At 60.1% G+C, this 15,905-nt stretch carries 17 protein-coding genes; 10 read left to right on the plus strand and 7 right to left on the minus strand.

Annotation, left to right across the window (positions count from 1 at the left end):
* Nucleotides 1–21: 21 nt before the first annotated feature.
* A complete protein-coding gene (locus ACZRKZ_RS15320) occupies nt 22–567 on the minus strand; it encodes a twin-arginine translocation pathway signal protein (RefSeq protein WP_463981984.1) in 546 nt (181 codons plus the stop codon).
* Nucleotides 568–595: 28 nt separating this feature from the next.
* Entirely contained in the window at nt 596–2,023 is a 1,428-nt protein-coding gene (locus ACZRKZ_RS15325; RefSeq protein WP_463981985.1) for a coniferyl aldehyde dehydrogenase, read from the minus strand.
* Nucleotides 2,024–2,170: 147 nt separating this feature from the next.
* Between ACZRKZ_RS15325 and ACZRKZ_RS15330 the strand changes: the two genes are divergently transcribed.
* Together ACZRKZ_RS15330 and ACZRKZ_RS15335 are read left to right on the plus strand one after the other, a co-directional pair.
* Entirely contained in the window at nt 2,171–2,842 is a 672-nt protein-coding gene (locus ACZRKZ_RS15330) for a TetR/AcrR family transcriptional regulator (RefSeq protein WP_463967753.1), read from the plus strand.
* A 31-nt stretch (nt 2,843–2,873) separates the two neighbouring features.
* Nucleotides 2,874–3,728, plus strand: coding sequence for a sulfurtransferase (locus tag ACZRKZ_RS15335; RefSeq protein WP_463981986.1), 855 nt, complete (start codon nt 2,874–2,876; stop codon nt 3,726–3,728).
* Here the strand turns inward: ACZRKZ_RS15335 and ACZRKZ_RS15340 are convergent.
* The 4 genes from ACZRKZ_RS15340 to ACZRKZ_RS15355 all read right to left on the minus strand — a co-directional run bounded on the left by ACZRKZ_RS15340 (nt 3,691) and on the right by ACZRKZ_RS15355 (nt 8,237).
* A complete protein-coding gene (locus ACZRKZ_RS15340; protein WP_463981987.1) occupies nt 3,691–4,707 on the minus strand; it encodes a hydrolase in 1,017 nt (338 codons plus the stop codon). The genes ACZRKZ_RS15335 and ACZRKZ_RS15340 overlap by 38 nt on opposite strands.
* Nucleotides 4,708–4,784: 77 nt before the next feature.
* On the minus strand, nt 4,785–5,399 hold the full coding sequence (gene rsmD / locus ACZRKZ_RS15345) for a 16S rRNA (guanine(966)-N(2))-methyltransferase RsmD (protein WP_463967756.1): 615 nt from the start codon (nt 5,397–5,399) through the stop codon (nt 4,785–4,787).
* The gene (locus ACZRKZ_RS15350) at nt 5,399–6,889 is read right to left on the minus strand and encodes a M16 family metallopeptidase (RefSeq protein ID WP_463981988.1); all 1,491 of its coding nucleotides are present in this window, start codon (nt 6,887–6,889) and stop codon (nt 5,399–5,401) included. Before ACZRKZ_RS15350 ends, rsmD begins: the two co-directional genes overlap by 1 nt.
* Nucleotides 6,882–8,237, minus strand: a complete 1,356-nt coding sequence (locus tag ACZRKZ_RS15355) for a M16 family metallopeptidase (protein ID WP_463981989.1) — start codon at nt 8,235–8,237, stop codon at nt 6,882–6,884. Before ACZRKZ_RS15355 ends, ACZRKZ_RS15350 begins: the two co-directional genes overlap by 8 nt.
* A 353-nt stretch (nt 8,238–8,590) precedes the next feature.
* Between ACZRKZ_RS15355 and ftsY the strand changes: the two genes are divergently transcribed.
* The 4 genes from ftsY (at nt 8,591) to rpoH (ending at nt 12,704) form a co-directional block, all read left to right on the plus strand.
* On the plus strand, nt 8,591–10,030 hold the full coding sequence (gene ftsY / locus ACZRKZ_RS15360; RefSeq protein WP_463981990.1) for a signal recognition particle-docking protein FtsY: 1,440 nt from the start codon (nt 8,591–8,593) through the stop codon (nt 10,028–10,030).
* Nucleotides 10,027–10,698, plus strand: a complete 672-nt coding sequence (ftsE, locus tag ACZRKZ_RS15365; protein ID WP_149412221.1) for a cell division ATP-binding protein FtsE — start codon at nt 10,027–10,029, stop codon at nt 10,696–10,698. Before ftsY ends, ftsE begins: the two co-directional genes overlap by 4 nt.
* Nucleotides 10,695–11,720, plus strand: coding sequence for a permease-like cell division protein FtsX (ftsX, locus tag ACZRKZ_RS15370; RefSeq protein WP_463967760.1), 1,026 nt, complete (start codon nt 10,695–10,697; stop codon nt 11,718–11,720). The genes ftsE and ftsX overlap by 4 nt, the downstream gene beginning before the upstream one ends.
* A 129-nt stretch (nt 11,721–11,849) precedes the next feature.
* Nucleotides 11,850–12,704 carry an RNA polymerase sigma factor RpoH gene (gene rpoH / locus ACZRKZ_RS15375; RefSeq protein ID WP_003176698.1) on the plus strand — a complete coding sequence of 285 codons (855 nt, stop codon included), beginning with the start codon at nt 11,850–11,852 and terminating at the stop codon, nt 12,702–12,704.
* 70 nt (nt 12,705–12,774) lie between these two features.
* Here rpoH and mtgA read toward each other — a convergent pair whose 3' ends face one another.
* Complete coding sequence (gene mtgA, locus ACZRKZ_RS15380; protein WP_463981991.1) at nt 12,775–13,497, minus strand: monofunctional biosynthetic peptidoglycan transglycosylase; 723 nt, start codon at nt 13,495–13,497, stop codon at nt 12,775–12,777.
* Between the two features lie 74 nt (nt 13,498–13,571).
* On the opposite strand from mtgA, the gene ACZRKZ_RS15385 reads away from it, so the two are divergent.
* The 4 genes from ACZRKZ_RS15385 to trmB all read left to right on the plus strand — a co-directional run bounded on the left by ACZRKZ_RS15385 (nt 13,572) and on the right by trmB (nt 15,842).
* Complete coding sequence (locus tag ACZRKZ_RS15385) at nt 13,572–13,952, plus strand: DUF423 domain-containing protein (protein ID WP_463981992.1); 381 nt, start codon at nt 13,572–13,574, stop codon at nt 13,950–13,952.
* Between the two features lie 91 nt (nt 13,953–14,043).
* Nucleotides 14,044–14,244 carry a sulfur carrier protein ThiS gene (gene thiS / locus ACZRKZ_RS15390; protein ID WP_463981993.1) on the plus strand — a complete coding sequence of 67 codons (201 nt, stop codon included), beginning with the start codon at nt 14,044–14,046 and terminating at the stop codon, nt 14,242–14,244.
* A gap of 68 nt (nt 14,245–14,312) precedes the next feature.
* Nucleotides 14,313–15,107, plus strand: coding sequence for a thiazole synthase (locus ACZRKZ_RS15395; protein WP_133102448.1), 795 nt, complete (start codon nt 14,313–14,315; stop codon nt 15,105–15,107).
* A gap of 9 nt (nt 15,108–15,116) precedes the next feature.
* Nucleotides 15,117–15,842 carry a tRNA (guanosine(46)-N7)-methyltransferase TrmB gene (gene trmB, locus ACZRKZ_RS15400; protein WP_463967764.1) on the plus strand — a complete coding sequence of 242 codons (726 nt, stop codon included), beginning with the start codon at nt 15,117–15,119 and terminating at the stop codon, nt 15,840–15,842.
* Nucleotides 15,843–15,905 lie beyond the last annotated feature (63 nt).

Below are 15,905 nucleotides of genomic sequence, written 5' to 3' on the forward strand. Positions count from 1 at the left end.
TTGTTTTTATAGGGATGCAGATCAGATCCTGGGCGGGCCGGGATACCCGCAATGGGCCCAGGATTGGGCTCGGAAATACCAGGCCATGATCACCAGCTTGAGCAGCGAGCCCTGGCCCATGCGCAGCAGGTTCAGGTAGCTGTTCTCCCAGCGGTGCAGGAAGTTGCGGATTTGCTCGCTGCTGGCGTTTTCCCAACTGCCCCACACGCCGGTCAATGGCCCGCGGGTGATGGCCATGCCCAGCACGTCAAATAACTGCTGGGTCAGCTTGAACATCTCCGGTGACAGGTGTTGCAAGCTGTAATCGAGTTTTTTCAGCGTGTCTTCAATTCCAGCTGCCACTTCCTGGGCGCTGGCCACGCCTTCCAGCAGCACTGGAATCACCGCCCGTAAAAACGGTAGGTCACTGCTGCGCAACATGGCAAAGCCGCTGGCCGGGGTGCTGCTGGAGCAACCGCTAAGGCTGGCGCCTGCGCCTGCGGTTGCCAGGAACGCACTGGCACACAGGCCTACTTTCAGGACTCCGCGCCGCGACATCCCAGGTGTTTCAATCAGGCTAGGGTTCATTCTTATTGTTATCCCGGTGATGGGTTTGTTAGCGGACAAACAGCTTCTGGATCAATTTCTGGATTGATTTGCCATAGGGCGGATAAATCAATTTCGCCGCATTCAGGCGTTGCTTCACCAACACTCCCTTGGCTTTGCTGAACGTTAGGAAACCTTCGTGGCCGTGGTAATGGCCCATGCCCGAGGGGCCGATGCCGCCAAAAGGCATATCGTCCTGGGCCACATGCAACAGGGTGTCGTTCAGGCACACGCCGCCGGAGTGGGTTTCATGGAGCACGCGATTTTGTTCGGCCTTGTTGTAGCCGAAGTAATACAGAGCCAGTGGGCGAGGGCGCTGGTTGATGTAGGCAAAGGCTTGATCGAGGCCGCGATACGGGACGATGGGCAGCACTGGGCCGAAAATTTCGTCCTGCATCACCGTCATCTCGTCGCTGACATTCAGCAGCAGGCTGTGGGCCATGCGCCGCCCCTGTCCCTGGTCATACAGCGGGATCAGAGTCGCGCCCTTGTCGGTAGCGTCCTTGACGTAACCGTTGAGCCGGGCCAATTGCCGTTCGTTGATGATCGCTGTGTAGTCCGGGTTGTCGGCGAGGGTCGGATAAAACCCGCGAACTGCCTTGCTGTAGGCCTCGACGAAACCGTCGACACGGTCTTCCGGCACCAGTACGTAGTCCGGCGCCACGCAGGTTTGCCCGGCATTCAACGTCTTGCCGAAGGCGATCCGCTCGGCGGCGTCCTTGAGCGGTACCTCTGCTGAAACGATTGCCGGCGACTTGCCACCCAGCTCCAGCGTGACAGGCGTCAGGTGCTCGGCCGCCGCACGCATTACATGCTTACCGATGCTGGTGGCGCCAGTGAACAGCAGGTGATCGAAACGCAGCTTGGAAAACGCGATGCCCACTTCGGCTTCGCCGAGCACCACGCAGACCAGGTCTTCGGGAAAGATTTTCGCCAACAGGGCCTTGAGCAACTGCCCGGTAGCGGGGGTGGATTCACTGAGCTTGAGCATCACCCGATTACCGGCCGCCAGAGCGCCGACAAGCGGGCCGATGGCCAGGTACAACGGGTAGTTCCAGGGCACGATAATCCCGACCACGCCCAACGGTTGATAAATAACCTTGGCCGAGGCGGGCTGGAAGGCAATGCCTACAGCGCGACGGGACGGTTTCATCCAGCCCTTGAGGTGTTTGCTGGCGTAATGAATGCCGTGCAGGCTGGGCATCAACTCGGCGAACAGGGTCTCGTCGGCGCTGCGATGGCTGAAATCACTGCTGATGGCGTCGATCAGCGCCTGGCGTTCATCGCTGAGCAGATCTCGCAAGGCTTTGAGCCATTGCTGGCGTTGTGCGGCCGGCGGCATGGGGTTGGCGGCGTAGGCCCGGCGCTGGATGTCGAACAGCCCCTGTAGCTGATCCAGCGCTTGGGAATCTTGCAGGTAGGCAACGTTGGCAGACATGGCAGTTCCCGACTTTTTATTGGAATGAATGAGTTTTTAGAGTTATTGCTCTAAGTTGTCAAATGACATTGCAGTAACACTTGGATTTATCCTGACAAGGATAGGTCGTAAGATGCCCGCACCCCTGGTAATCGAAGCTGATCCCCCATGGCACCACGAGTAAAGACCAGCGAGCGCATCGTGCAAACCAGCCTGGAACTGTTCAACCAGCAAGGCGAGCGCAGTGTCAGCACCAACCATATCGCCGCCCACATGGAGATTTCTCCGGGTAACCTGTACTACCACTTCCCCAATAAGCAGGCGATTATCGCCGTGCTGTTTCGCGAGTACGAAGCTCTGGTCGACAGTTTCCTGCGCCCACCTCAAGGCCGTGCCGTGACCGTCGAAGACAAGCGTTTCTACCTGCAAGCGGTGCTGGCCGGCATGTGGCGCTACCGCTTTTTGCACCGCGACCTGGAACATCTGCTGGAAAGCGATCCGGAACTGGCCACCGGCTACCGGCGTTTTTCTCAACGTTGCCTGATTCAGGGCAGCGCTATCTACAAGGGTTTTGTCGACGCCGGCATCCTGAACATGAACCCGGTGCAGACGGAGGCCCTGACCCTCAATGCCTGGATCATCCTTACCTCCTGGGTGCGTTTTTTGTGCACCACCAACGAAAACTCAGCGCACCTGAGCGCCGAGGCGATCAAGCGCGGGGTGTATCAGGTGCTGGTGCTGGAAGCCGGGTTTGTCACGCCGCAGGCTTTTGATGCGGTGGACGCACTGTTCAAGGAGTTTTACGTGCCGCTGAGCCAGGCACTGGAAGACGTGAAGTAGAACCTTTCTGACCTATTCATGGGAGTTCGCTATGCCGCTTGCCCAACTGATCAGCCCCCAGCAACTGGCCGAACGCCAGAAGACCGGTGCACTGGTGATCCTGGATTGCCGCTTTGCCCTGGAAGACCCGGATTACGGTCTTTGCAGCTATGCCGAAGGGCATATCGAAGGCGCCAGCTTTGCTGACCTGGAACGAGACTTCAGCGGGCCGGTGACCAAGGGCGTGACCGGGCGCCATCCGCTGCCGGCGCCAGACAAGTTGGTCGGGCAGTTACGGGCTTGGGGCGTTAATGGTGACAGCGATGTGGTGCTGTACGACGACGGCCCCGGTGCATTTGCCGCCCGTGGCTGGTGGTTGCTGGCCTGGCTGGGCAAGCGCGATGGCGTATTTATCCTCGATGGCGGATTGAAAGCCTGGCATGCCACCGGTTTACCGCTGAGCCTGGATGCACCGGTGATTGAAGTCGGGACGTTTACGGGTGCGCCTGACAATCGCTTGCTGCTGGACGCCGAACACCTGCAAAAGCGTCTTGGCGAGCCGGGCCTGACCTTGATCGACGCCCGCGCCCAGCCGCGTTTTCGCGGTGATGTGGAACCCCTTGATCCGGTAGCCGGGCACATTCCCGGTGCGCAATGTGCCGCGTTCAACGAAAACCAGGGCAGCGATGGCCGCTTTCTGCCGGTCGATCAACTCAAGCAGCGCTTTGCTGACAAGCTTGATGGGCGCTCTGCGGATGAACTGGTGGCGTATTGCGGCTCCGGGGTGACGGCCTGCCACAACCTGTTCGCCCTGAGCCTGGCGGGTTATCCGTTGGGCAAGCTGTATGCCGGGTCGTGGAGTGAGTGGATTACCGATCCGAAGCGGATTGTTGCGACGGGCGACTGAGCAACCAGGCCGGAATCCGCCGCTCCAGGTAGTACCCCGGCCGCTTCAGCGTGCCATCGACAAACCCCACATGGCCGCCCTTGGCCAGCAGCTCGAACTCGGTGCAAGCCGACAGTTCGCTGGCCTCGGGAAGGCTGTGGGCGAATACGAAGGGATCGTCGGCGGCCTGGATAATCAGGGTCGGCGTGCGGATCGCGCCCAGGAAATACCGGCTGGAGGCCCGACGGTAATAATCCTCGGCGCTCAGGTAACCATGCAGTGGCGCAGTGACCCGGCCATCGAAGTCCCAGAAGGTACGCATTTTTTCCAGTGAGCCGAGGGCGGCGATGGCTTTCAGTCCTTCTTCACGGCCATCCTGGAGAAACTGGCGCTCCTTGACGCGGATGTAAGCCAGCATCTCGCGCATGAAATGCTTTTGGTACACACGAGAGAATCCCAGGCCAATGCGGTCTGCGCACTGATCCAGGCGAAATGGCACCGATACCGCCGCTGCGCCTTGCAGGCCGGAGTCTTCGCCGGTTTCTCCCAAATGCTTGAGCAGCACGTTGCCGCCCAGGGAATAGCCCACTGCATACAACGGTGCTAACGGGCGCTTGCTTCGCAGGTGCGTAATGGCGGCGGCCAAATCTTCGCTGGCACCGGAATGGTAACTGCGGGCCAATAGATTGGGCTCGCCGGAACAGCCGCGCCAATTCAGCGCCACGCTAGCCCACCCTTGGAACGCCAGGGCTTTTTGCAGGCCAGCCACGTAGGGCGAGTTGGAGGAGCCGGTCAGCCCGTGCAGTACCAACACCAACGGCGCGTGCGGATCGTGCGGGCCGTGCCAGTCGAGGTCGAGAAAATCGCCGTCTTCTAGCCACAGCCGTTCACGCTGACGTTCGATATGAGTGGTAGGGCGCCACAGCGGCCCCCACAACGTTTGCAGGTGCGGGTTGCCGAGACCGAAGGCTGGAGTGAAACGGTCGGGGGAAGGGGTCATGCAAGTCTCTATGCCGAGCGGGCTTGTTGTGGTGAGGGGCAAGCCCCCTCGCCACACAAGAGGGCGCACCGTGCGTATTAAACGCTCTCAGACGTACGTTGCCACAACGCGTAATACACCCGCCCGGACCTTTGTTCCCGGTGCAGGCGCCAGCTGCCGGGCAGGCCGAGGGTAGACGGCGCGGTTTCGCTTTCGGTGTAGATCCAGGCGTTCTCGGCCAGCCACTGACGCTCTTCCAGCAGCGCGCAAACGGTTGGCAGCAGGTTCTGGTTGAACGGCGGGTCGAGGAACACCACGTCGAACTCACGAGCTTCCTGGGTTTCCAGGTAGCGCAGGGCATCGGCGGTCTGCACTTGCCCGGTGGTGCAGCGCAAGGTGCCCAGATGCTCCTTGAGGCTGGCGACCGCTACGTTGCTGGCGTCCAGCGCTTGGCCCAGGGCGGCGCCACGGGACAGAGACTCCAGGAACAGCGCGCCGCTGCCGGCAAACGGATCCAGCACCTTGGCGCCTGCAATATACGGCGCGAGCCAGTTGAACAGGGTTTCGCGCACGCGATCCGGCGTCGGGCGCAGGCCCACTACGTCGGGGAAGCTCAGCTTGCGGCTGCCCCACTCTCCGCCGATGATGCGCAGTTGGCCCACACCGTTGTGGACGTTGTGGACAGGTTTTTTGGGACGGGATGGACTAGCCATTAATGCTCCGGAACCCCGAGCGGTTGCTCGGCAGGTTTATCAGTGGGGGGCGGTAGTGGCTTTTGCGCGGTGGTCGGGCCGGCGGTGACGATGACCATTTTGTCGCTGCTCAGGTGTTTATTCAGCGCGGCTTTGACTTGTTCTACCGTCAGGGCCTGGGACTGCTTCATGAAGTCTTCCAGGTAGTTGAGCGGCAGATTATAGAACCCCATGGCACCCAATTGCCCGACGATATCAGCGTTACTGGCGGTGGACAGCGGGAAGCTGCCGGCCAGTTCACGCTTGGCGTCGTCCAGTTCCTTTTGCGTCGGGCCGGTCTTGAGGTAATCGGCGAGGACTTCCTCGACCAGTCGCAAGGTGCCGCCGCTCATTTCGGCGCGGGTTTGCAGGTTGATCATGAACGGACCACGCACCTGCATCGGCGAGAAACCAGAGTAAACGCCGTAGGTCAGGCCGCGTTTCTCGCGCACTTCACTCATCAAGCGGGTGCCGAAGCCACCACCACCGAGGATCTGGTTGCCCAGGGACAAGGCGGCGTAATCCGGGTCGGCGCGGTCGATGCCCAATTGGGCGAACAGCAAATGTGTCTGCTTGGAGGGGAACTCAATGTGGCTGAGACCCGCCTTGGGGTCGACCGGTTGAGCGATTTTCGCCAGCGCCGGGCCCTTTGGCAGCGATGCGGACACCTTGGCGGCCATCGCTTCGGCGTCGGCACGGGACAAGTCGCCCACCACTGCAATCACCGCGTTGCCGGCGGCGTAGGCCTTGGCATGGAACTCACGCAGTTGTGCGAGGGTGATGGCAGGAACGCTCTGGGCGTTGCCTTCGCTCGGGTGCGCGTAGGGATGATCGCCATACAGGCGCTTGAACAGCTCGATACTCGCCAGTTTGGCGGGGTTCTGTTTCTGGTATTCGAAGCCGGCCAGCAACTGGTTTTTGATCCGTGCCAGGGAATCAGCAGGGAAGGTTGGTTTACCGATCACGTCATCAAACAGCGTCAACGCGGCATCCCGTTTGTCGGCAGTACTTAGGCTGCGTAACGAAACCAGGGCCATGTCGCGGTAGGCGCCATTGCTGAAATCAGCGCCCAGGCCTTCAAAACCAGCGGCAATCTGGCCGACGTCCTTGCCCGGCACGCCTTCATTGAGCATGGCGTTGGTCAGCAGGGCCAGGCCTGGTGCATTGCCGTCCTGGCTGCTGCCGGCGGCGAACAGAATACGAATGTCGAACATCGGCAGTTCATGGGCTTCGACGAACAGCACCTTGGCGCCTTCGGCGGTATTCCAGGTCTGTACGTTGAGCTGGCGGTTGGTCGGGTTCTTGCCGTCCAGTTCCGCCAGGGATTGCAGGGTATTGGCAGCCTTGGCCTTTTCCAGCGCCTCACTGGCGACGGATTCGTCCGGGCGGCCGAAATACACCGCAACAGCGGCAACCAGGGTGACAACGATCAGGCCGGGAATAACCAAGCGGCTATTTTTGCGGTCACTCATGAGCGGTCTCCTCGGGCAAAACATGGGCGACGCTGAGACGTTCGCGGGTGAAATAGGTGCGTGCGGCTTTCTGGATGTCGTCGACGGTCACGCTTTGCAGCTCGGCAAGCTCGGTGTCCATGAGCTTCCAGGACAGGCCGACGGTTTCCAGGGAGCCAATGGCCGTGGCCTGGCTGGTGATGGAGTCGCGCTCATAGACCACGCCAGCAATCACTTGGGCGCGGATACGCTCCAGCTCCTCAGCGGTCGGCGGTTTGGCTTTCAGCTCATCCAGCAGGCGCCAGAGGCCGGCTTCGGCCTGGGCAACGGTCTTGTTCTTCTGCTGGTTCGGCGTGGCGCTGAGGGTGAACAGGCTGTCGCCGCGCGTGTAGGCGTCGTAGTTGGTCGAGGCGCCGGACACCAGTTCTTCGCCGCGCTCCAACTGTGTTGGGATGCGCGCGCTGTAGCCGCCGTCGAGCAACGCCGAGATCAGGCGCAGGGCGTTGACCGAGCGTTTGTCTTCGGCGGTGGCGATGCTTGGTACGTTGAACCCGAGGATCACGCTCGGCAGTTGGGTCTGCACATGCATGGTCAACAGGCGCTCGCCAGGCTCGGACAGTTCCAGAGGGATTTTCGCCGGTGGCACGTCGCGTTTGGGAATTGGGCCGAAATAGCGTTGCGCCAGGATTTTAACTTCATCCGGGGTCACGTCGCCGACCACCACCAGGGTGGCGTTGTTCGGCACGTACCAGGATTGGTACCAGTGGCGCAGCTCTTCGACCTTCATGCGATCCAGGTCAGCCATCCAGCCGATGGTTGGCGTGTGGTAGCCGCTGGCCGGGTAGGCCATGGCCTTGAAGCGCTCGTAGGCCTTGGACATCGGGTTGTCGTCGGTGCGCAGGCGGCGCTCCTCCTTGATCACCTCGATTTCGCGGCTGAACTCGTCAGCCGGCAGGCGCAGGGTGGCCATGCGGTCGGCTTCCAGCTCGAAGGCGACGCCCAGGCGGTCACGGGCCAGGACCTGGTAATAAGCGGTGTAATCATCGCTGGTGAAGGCGTTTTCTTCGGCGCCGAGGTCGCGCAGGATCAACGACGCTTCACCGGGGCCGGTCTTGGAGCTGCCCTTGAACATCATGTGTTCCAGGGCGTGGGACAAACCGGTCTGGCCCGGGGTTTCATAGCTGGAGCCGACCTTGTACCAAACCTGCGAAACCACCACTGGCGCACGATGGTCTTCGCGCACGACGACCTTGAGGCCGTTGTCCAGGGTGAATTCATGGGTGGGTTGTGGGTCGGCAGCCAAGGCTGAAAGGGGCAGACAAACTGTGCTGAGCAGCAGGCCTGCGGCGCGGCGGGCTAGAGCATTCATTCGTTTTTAAACCTGTTGGGCTGCCCGCTTGGTCTTAGCGTCGGCGGGCGAGGAGATGCTAGGATACTGATCCGTTTTACTGGCGGCCACGGCTATAAGGCGCGAGGCATCCAAATTGTTTCGGATTCAGTCGTAGGAATGATGGCGTTAGCGGTGGTTTTCCTCGACGATCTTTGTTTTTTCGCCGATTTTATTGCTTCAGACCTATATTGAATCGATTTGTTGAGGCCGTGTTTACGCCTTACAAAATGTTGCGCATGAACAAGCTGGCTAAAAAACAGTCTGTTACGCATCGAATATTATTTACCGAAGCGCCACCTTGGCGCGTCGCTACCTTGAGATAGCCGTCCTCCATGTTTGGTTCCAACGACGACAAGAAGACCCCAGCTGCGGCTGGCGAGAAAAAAGGCCTGTTCGGATGGCTGCGCAAAAAGCCGCAGGAAACCGTCGTCGAACAGCCGCAAGTTCAGCCTGAGCCGATCCCTGAGCCGGTAGAGGCCGAGCCGATTGCCGAAACGCTGGTGCCGGTGGTGTTGCCCATGGCTGAGCCGGTATTGCAGCCGGTTGTTGAAGCCGTGCCGAAACCTGAGCTAGAGCCAGAGCACAAACCCTGGCTGGTCTTGCCGGTGGCGGAAGAGCCCGTAGCCTTGGTCGAAGACGAGCAGGCTGAACATGTGGTGCCGCCGATTCCGGCGTTGGAGCCCGTGCAGGTTGTGATTGAAGAGGTGCCGGTCGTTGAAGTGCCTGCCCTTGTTGTCGCCGAGCCTGCCCCTGTGCCAGTCGTCGCCCCAGTTGTGGTCGCGGCGTCAGCTGTCATCGAGCCCGCCGCCGATCCGGAGCCAGTCGCTGTCACCGAAGCCAGTAAAACCGGCTTCTTCGCCCGTCTGAAACAAGGCCTGAGCAAAACCAGCGCGAGCATTGGCGAAGGCATGGCCAGCCTGTTCCTGGGCAAGAAAATCATTGATGACGAACTGCTCGAAGACATCGAAACCCGCCTGCTGACCGCCGACGTGGGCGTCGAAGCCACCGCCGTGATCATCCAGAGCCTGACCCAGAAGGTCGCGCGCAAGCAACTGACCGACGCGGATGCGCTCTACAAGTCGTTGCAGGCCGAGTTGACCGCTATGCTCAAGCCGGTGGAACAACCACTGGTCATCACCCCGAACAAGCCGTTCGTGATCCTAGTGGTGGGCGTCAATGGCGCCGGCAAGACCACTACCATCGGCAAACTGGCGAAGAAGCTGCAACTGGAAGGCAAGAAAGTCATGCTCGCCGCTGGTGACACCTTCCGCGCCGCCGCCGTGGAGCAACTACAGGTCTGGGGCGAGCGCAACAAGATCCCGGTGATCGCCCAGCACACCGGTGCCGATTCGGCTTCGGTGATTTTCGATGCCGTGCAGGCTGCCAAGGCCCGCAACATTGATGTGCTGATCGCTGATACCGCCGGTCGCCTGCACACCAAAGATAATCTAATGGAAGAGTTGAAGAAGGTGCGCCGGGTCATGGGCAAGCTGGACGCTGACGCTCCCCATGAGGTTTTGCTGGTGCTTGACGCTGGTACTGGCCAGAACGCCATCAGCCAGGCCAAACAATTCCATCAGACGGTCCAGCTGACTGGCCTGGCATTGACTAAGCTCGACGGCACGGCCAAGGGCGGCGTGATTTTCGCCCTGGCTAAACAATTCGGGCTGCCCATTCGTTATATCGGTGTCGGTGAAGGCATCGATGATCTGCGAACTTTTGAAGCCGAACCCTTTGTCCAGGCACTGTTTGCCGAGCGGGAGAGTTCATGATTCGTTTCGAACAAGTCGGTAAACGCTACGCTAACGGGCATGTCGGCTTGCATGAGTTGAGTTTTAGAGTGCGTCGCGGCGAATTCTTGTTCGTCACCGGTCATTCCGGTGCTGGCAAAAGTACTTTGTTGCGGTTGCTGCTGGCCATGGAGCGCCCAACCACTGGCAAGCTGCTGCTGGCGGGCCAGGACCTGGCGACCATCAGTAACTCGCAGATCCCGTTCTTGCGCCGTCAGATTGGCGTGGTGTTCCAGAATCACCAGTTGCTGTTTGATCGCACGGTATTCAACAACATTGCCTTGCCGTTACAGATTCTCGGGCTGTCCAAGGCGGAAATCGTCAAGCGTGTGGATTCGGCCCTGGAGCGTGTGGCGCTGTCGGACAAGACCGATCTTTATCCCGGCGACCTGTCTACCGGCCAGCAGCAGCGCGTCGGCATCGCCCGTGCCATCGTCCATCGCCCGGCCTTGCTGCTGGCGGATGAGCCCACTGGTAACCTCGACCCGCGTCTGGCAGCAGAAATCATGGGTGTTTTTGAAGACATCAACCGCCTGGGCACCAGTGTACTGATCGCCAGTCACGACCTGGCGCTGATCGCCCGTATGCGCCATCGCATGCTGACCCTGCAACGCGGCCGCTTGATCGGTGACGGGGAGGCTGGCGTATGAGTGCTACACGCAGCCCTAAGGTTTCCGAACGTGTCGCGCCGAAACCGGCCGACCCGCAACCGCAGAAGAAAAAGAAACACGACGAGGACGACGGCCCGGACTTCAGCACCTTGCTGCAAGCCTGGATCGAAAACCACCGCGCCAGCCTGCTGGACAGCCTGCGTCGTCTGGGCAAACAGCCTGTGGGTAGTTTTTTTACCTGCCTGGTGATGGCCGTGGCCTTGAGTCTGCCGATGGGTTTGTCGCTGCTGCTTAATAATGTCGAGCGCCTCGGCGGTTCCTGGCAGCGGGCGGCGCAGATTTCCCTGTACTTGCAATTGGACGCCAGTCCCGCTGAAGGCGAGGCTCTGCGCGAGCAGATCAAGAACATGCCGGGTGTGGCTGATGCCGAGTACATCAGCCGCGATCAGGCTCTGGAAGAGTTCCAGCAGCAAACCGGTTTGGGTGAGGCACTGAAAGAATTGCCGCAAAATCCGCTGCCGGGCGTGGTGTTGGTGACGCCCAATGAAGTCGACAAGCCGACCCTTGAAGCCTTGCGACAAAAACTGTCCGAGCTGCCCAAGGTGCAACAGGCGCAGCTTGATCTCGTCTGGGTCGAGCGCTTGGCGGCAATTCTCAAGCTGGGTGACCGGTTTGTCTTCGGTTTGACGGTACTTTTGGTTTCTGCATTACTTTTGGTGATAGGTAATACCATTCGTCTTCATATTGAAAACCGTCGCACAGAGATAGAAGTGATTAAACTGGTCGGCGGCACGGACAGCTATGTGCGTCGTCCATTTCTGTATATGGGCGCGTTGTATGGCTTCGGTGCCGGGATTCTGTCCTGGGGCGTCCTCGCGTTTGGCCTGGATTGGCTGGACGATGCGGTGGTTGGCCTGGCCGGTTTGTACGGCAGCGATTTTGCGCTGGCCGGCGTGCCGGCAGCCGATGGTCTGTCGCTCTTGCTTGGCGCGGTATTGTTGGGGTATATCGGTGCTTGGATTGCGGTTGCACGGCATTTACGTGAGCTGGCACCGAAGTAGTTAATGTCAGATTAACGTGGTTTTGTTTGTATTGACCGTATCAGCGGTTTAGGGAACTTGTCCTACGGTTCCCGGTCAATTTTCGCAGTGCTGAACTGCACGAGTTATGTGAGTCGGAGGTTTTTTCGTATGACCACTTCTTTGCAACCTGCTTATGCCTTGGTCCCGGGTGCGAACCTGGAAGCCTATGTGCACACGGTCAACAGCATTCCATTGCTGACGCCCGAGCAGGAGCGTGAACTGGCCGAGAGTCTCTACTATGAGCAGGATTTGGGGGCGGCTCGGCAGATGGTGCTCGCCCACCTGCGTTTTGTTGTACATATCGCCCGTAGCTATAGCGGCTACGGCCTGGCCCAGGCTGACCTGATCCAGGAAGGCAACGTCGGCCTGATGAAGGCGGTAAAGCGCTTCAACCCGGAGATGGGTGTGCGTTTGGTGTCGTTCGCCGTGCACTGGATCAAGGCAGAAATTCACGAATTTATCCTGCGTAACTGGCGGATCGTGAAAGTCGCGACCACCAAGGCCCAGCGCAAACTGTTCTTCAATCTGCGCAGCCAGAAGAAACGCCTGGCGTGGCTGAACAACGAGGAAGTCCATCGCGTGGCGGAAAGCCTCGGTGTGGAGCCTCGGGAAGTGCGCGAGATGGAAAGTCGCTTGACCGGCCATGACATGGCCTTTGACCCGGCCGCGGAAGCGGACGACGACAGCGCCTTCCAATCGCCGGCCAACTACCTGGAAGACCACCGGTACGACCCGGCGCGTCAACTGGAAGATGCCGACTGGAGCGATAACTCCAACCACAACCTGCACGAAGCACTGGAAGTGCTGGACGACCGCAGCCGCGACATCCTCTACCAGCGCTGGCTGGCAGAAGAAAAAGCCACGCTGCACGACTTGGCGCAGAAGTACAACGTGTCGGCCGAGCGGATTCGTCAGCTTGAGAAAAGCGCGATGAATAAGCTGAAACTGTCGATCGCCGCTTAAAACGCTGCGAAAGGCATAAAAAAATGCCCCGATCGAAAGATCGGGGCATTTTTGTTGGTGCTGGAAAAAATCAGTCGGCCCATGGCGCCTTACGCGAATTGCTCAGTTCATTCAGGTAACTGTCGCCACCCAACTGACTCATCTGTTGGCGAATCCAGGCGGCCCGTCGGGCTACATAAGCGGTCGGATGACTGGCGCTCCAAACCCGTGGGTTAGGCAGCACCGCCGCCAGATAGCTGGCCTGCTGACGGCTCAGGGACTTCGCGCTCACGCCAAAGTGATGCCGTGCCGCCGCCTCCGCGCCAAATACCCCTTCATCCCACTCCACGCTGTTGAGGTACACCTCAAGAATTCGCTGCTTGGGCCAAAGAATCTCGATCAGCCCGGTAAACCAGGCCTCCAGCCCCTTGCGCAGCCAACTGCGCCCGGCCCACAGGAACAAGTTCTTCGACACTTGCTGGCTCAAGGTGCTGGCACCGCGAAGCGAACCTCCGCGCTCGTTATGCAGCAAAGCGGCCTGGATCGCACCAAAATCAAAGCCCCAATGCTGGGGAAAGCGCTGATCCTCGCCAGCCATCACCGCTACTTTCAGATCGTCGGAGATTTCATTCCACGGCACCCAACTGCGCTGCAGGTCAATGGGTTCACCGTCGAACCAGGACTCGACCTTGCGCTCGACCATCAACGCGGTTCCCGGAGGCGGTACCACGCGAAACAGCAGCACCAGTAAAACGCTGCCGATGGCAAACCATTTCACGGCTTTGAGGAAACGACTGAAGAGGAGACGCAGCATAGAGATGGCTTGGCCGAACCGTTTGAGCGGGCCATTATACAGACCCTGTCCAATGAGTCTGACTGGAGTTCCTCATGCTGCGTGGCTTTCTGTTACTGGCGGCCTTTTTTGGTTTCACCGGTGTCGCCCTTGGTGCGTTTGCCGCCCACGGCCTGAAAAACCGCCTGAGCGCCGACTATCTGGCGATTTTCCACACCGGCGTGACCTACCAACTGGTACATGCCCTGGCACTGTTCGGCGTGGCCCTGCTGGCCGCGCACATTCCCGGTCGGCTGGTCACCTGGGCGGGCATGTCGTTTGTCGTCGGCATCCTGCTGTTCTCCGGCAGCCTGTACCTGCTGACGCTGACCGGTATCAGCAAACTTGGGATCATTACGCCGTTCGGCGGCTTGGCGTTCCTGATTGGTTGGCTGTGTCTTGGCCTGGCTGCCTGGCGCTTGCAACTCTCGGCTTAAAGCTTGCCGCTTGCAGCTGACGAAGGGCCTTGGGTCGGCAAGGCCGATCGGGCTAGAATGCTGGCCCCTAAAAACGATGGCGGCCTGCGGCATGCGCATTCAGTTGAACGGCGAATCCTTTGAACTGCCCGACGGTGAAACCGTTGCGGCCCTGCTGACCCGTCTGGACTTGACCGGACGCCGCGTCGCAGTGGAGCTCAATCAGGATATCGTCCTGCGTAGCCAGCACGCCGAGACCGTGCTCACCGAGGGTGACCAGGTCGAAGTGGTCCACGCTATCGGCGGCGGCTAGCCGTTCGCCCGGCGCGTAAGCGCGCCAACCCGCATTCTGCAGAACCTCACCCCAACAGAGGATTTCCCATGAGCATCGTTCGTAGCGACAAGCCCTTCGTCCTGGCCGGTCGTACCTACCAGTCGCGTTTGCTGGTAGGCACCGGCAAGTATCGCGACATGGAAGAAACCCGCTTGGCCATCGAAGCTTCGGGCGCCGAGATTGTCACGGTTGCCGTGCGCCGCACCAATATCGGCCAGAACCCGGGCGAACCGAACCTGTTGGATATCCTGCCGCCGGATCGCTACACCATCCTGCCGAACACCGCCGGTTGCTACGACGCCATCGAGGCCGTGCGCACTTGCCGCCTGGCCCGTGAACTGCTCGACGGCCACAACCTGGTGAAGCTGGAGGTCCTGGCCGACCAGAAAACCCTGTTTCCCAATGTAATCGAAACCCTCAAGGCCGCTGAAACCCTGGTCAAGGAAGGCTTCGACGTGATGGTCTACACCAGCGATGACCCGATCATCGCCCGTCAACTGGCGGAAATTGGCTGTATCGCCGTGATGCCGCTGGCTGGCCTGATCGGCACTGGCCTGGGGATTTGCAACCCTTACAACCTGCAGATCATCCTCGAAGAAGCCAAGATTCCTGTGCTGGTGGACGCCGGGGTCGGTACCGCCTCCGACGCCACCATCGCCATGGAGCTGGGCTGCGAAGCGGTGCTGATGAATTCGGCCATCGCCAACGCGCAGCAACCGATCATGATGGCGCAAGCCATGAAACACGCCATTGTCGCCGGCCGCCTGGCGTACCTCGCCGGGCGTATGCCGAAAAAACTTTACGCCAGCGCCTCCTCGCCGCTGGATGGTCTGATCAAGTAAGAGCCATTGATGACTGAATCAAACGAAACGCCGAACCCTGTGGAAGAAGGCGAAGAGCGCCAGCACCGCCGCATCAAGAGCTTTGTGATGCGCGCTGGGCGCATGACTGAAGGCCAGCAAAAGGGCCTGGAGCAGGGCACACCGCTGTTCGTCCTGCCCCTGGCCGACGCGCCGGTGGACTTCGACCAAGTGTTTGGCCGTTCGGCCCCACGCTCCCTGGAAATCGGCTTCGGCATGGGCCACTCCCTGCTGGAAATGGCCGCGGCCTCGCCGGAACAGGACTTTATCGGTGTCGAAGTGCACCGTCCGGGTGTCGGCGCGCTGCTCAACGGCGTGCTCACCCTGGGCCTGACCAACCTGCGGGTCTACGACTGCGACGCCATTGAAGTGCTCAACCGTTGCATCGCTGACAATAGCCTCGATCGCCTGATGCTGTTTTTTCCCGACCCATGGCACAAGAGCCGTCACCACAAGCGCCGCATCGTCCAGGCTTCCTTCGCGGAGCTGGTACGCAGCAAGCTCAAGGTCGGCGGCATCCTGCACATGGCCACCGACTGGGAACCGTACACCGAGTACATGCTGGAAGTCATGGACGTCGCCCCCGGCTACCGCAACCTGGCCGAAGACGGCAAATGCGTCCCGCGTCCGACCGAACGGCCGATCACCAAGTTCGAGCGTCGCGGCGAGCGACTGGGGCATGGGGTTTGGGATATGAAGTTCGAGAAGCTGTCTTAATCAGCTAGAAAGCTGAAAGGCAATCAACTGTAGGAGCGAGCTTGCTCGCGAAAATCGTCAACG

It is taken from the genome of Pseudomonas sp. c313, assembly GCF_055407145.1.

Excerpts from the sequence above, each read along its gene's own strand:
- ftsX (WP_463967760.1), top strand. The coding sequence starts at position 10,695 with ATGAGTGCTACACGCAGCCCTAAGGTTTCCGAACGTGTCGCGCCGAAA.
- ACZRKZ_RS15340 (WP_463981987.1), bottom strand. The coding sequence starts at position 4,707 with ATGACCCCTTCCCCCGACCGTTTCACTCCAGCCTTCGGTCTCGGCAAC.
- ACZRKZ_RS15320 (WP_463981984.1), bottom strand. The coding sequence starts at position 567 with ATGAACCCTAGCCTGATTGAAACACCTGGGATGTCGCGGCGCGGAGTC.
- rsmD (WP_463967756.1), bottom strand. The coding sequence starts at position 5,399 with ATGGCTAGTCCATCCCGTCCCAAAAAACCTGTCCACAACGTCCACAAC.
- ACZRKZ_RS15330 (WP_463967753.1), top strand. The coding sequence starts at position 2,171 with ATGGCACCACGAGTAAAGACCAGCGAGCGCATCGTGCAAACCAGCCTG.
- ACZRKZ_RS15395 (WP_133102448.1), top strand. The coding sequence starts at position 14,313 with ATGAGCATCGTTCGTAGCGACAAGCCCTTCGTCCTGGCCGGTCGTACC.
- rpoH (WP_003176698.1), top strand. The coding sequence starts at position 11,850 with ATGACCACTTCTTTGCAACCTGCTTATGCCTTGGTCCCGGGTGCGAAC.
- ACZRKZ_RS15350 (WP_463981988.1), bottom strand. The coding sequence starts at position 6,889 with ATGAGTGACCGCAAAAATAGCCGCTTGGTTATTCCCGGCCTGATCGTT.
- thiS (WP_463981993.1), top strand. The coding sequence starts at position 14,044 with ATGCGCATTCAGTTGAACGGCGAATCCTTTGAACTGCCCGACGGTGAA.
- ACZRKZ_RS15335 (WP_463981986.1), top strand. The coding sequence starts at position 2,874 with ATGCCGCTTGCCCAACTGATCAGCCCCCAGCAACTGGCCGAACGCCAG.
- ACZRKZ_RS15325 (WP_463981985.1), bottom strand. The coding sequence starts at position 2,023 with ATGTCTGCCAACGTTGCCTACCTGCAAGATTCCCAAGCGCTGGATCAG.
- ftsE (WP_149412221.1), top strand. The coding sequence starts at position 10,027 with ATGATTCGTTTCGAACAAGTCGGTAAACGCTACGCTAACGGGCATGTC.
- ftsY (WP_463981990.1), top strand. The coding sequence starts at position 8,591 with ATGTTTGGTTCCAACGACGACAAGAAGACCCCAGCTGCGGCTGGCGAG.
- mtgA (WP_463981991.1), bottom strand. The coding sequence starts at position 13,497 with ATGCTGCGTCTCCTCTTCAGTCGTTTCCTCAAAGCCGTGAAATGGTTT.
- trmB (WP_463967764.1), top strand. The coding sequence starts at position 15,117 with ATGACTGAATCAAACGAAACGCCGAACCCTGTGGAAGAAGGCGAAGAG.
- ACZRKZ_RS15385 (WP_463981992.1), top strand. The coding sequence starts at position 13,572 with ATGCTGCGTGGCTTTCTGTTACTGGCGGCCTTTTTTGGTTTCACCGGT.
- ACZRKZ_RS15355 (WP_463981989.1), bottom strand. The coding sequence starts at position 8,237 with ATGAATGCTCTAGCCCGCCGCGCCGCAGGCCTGCTGCTCAGCACAGTT.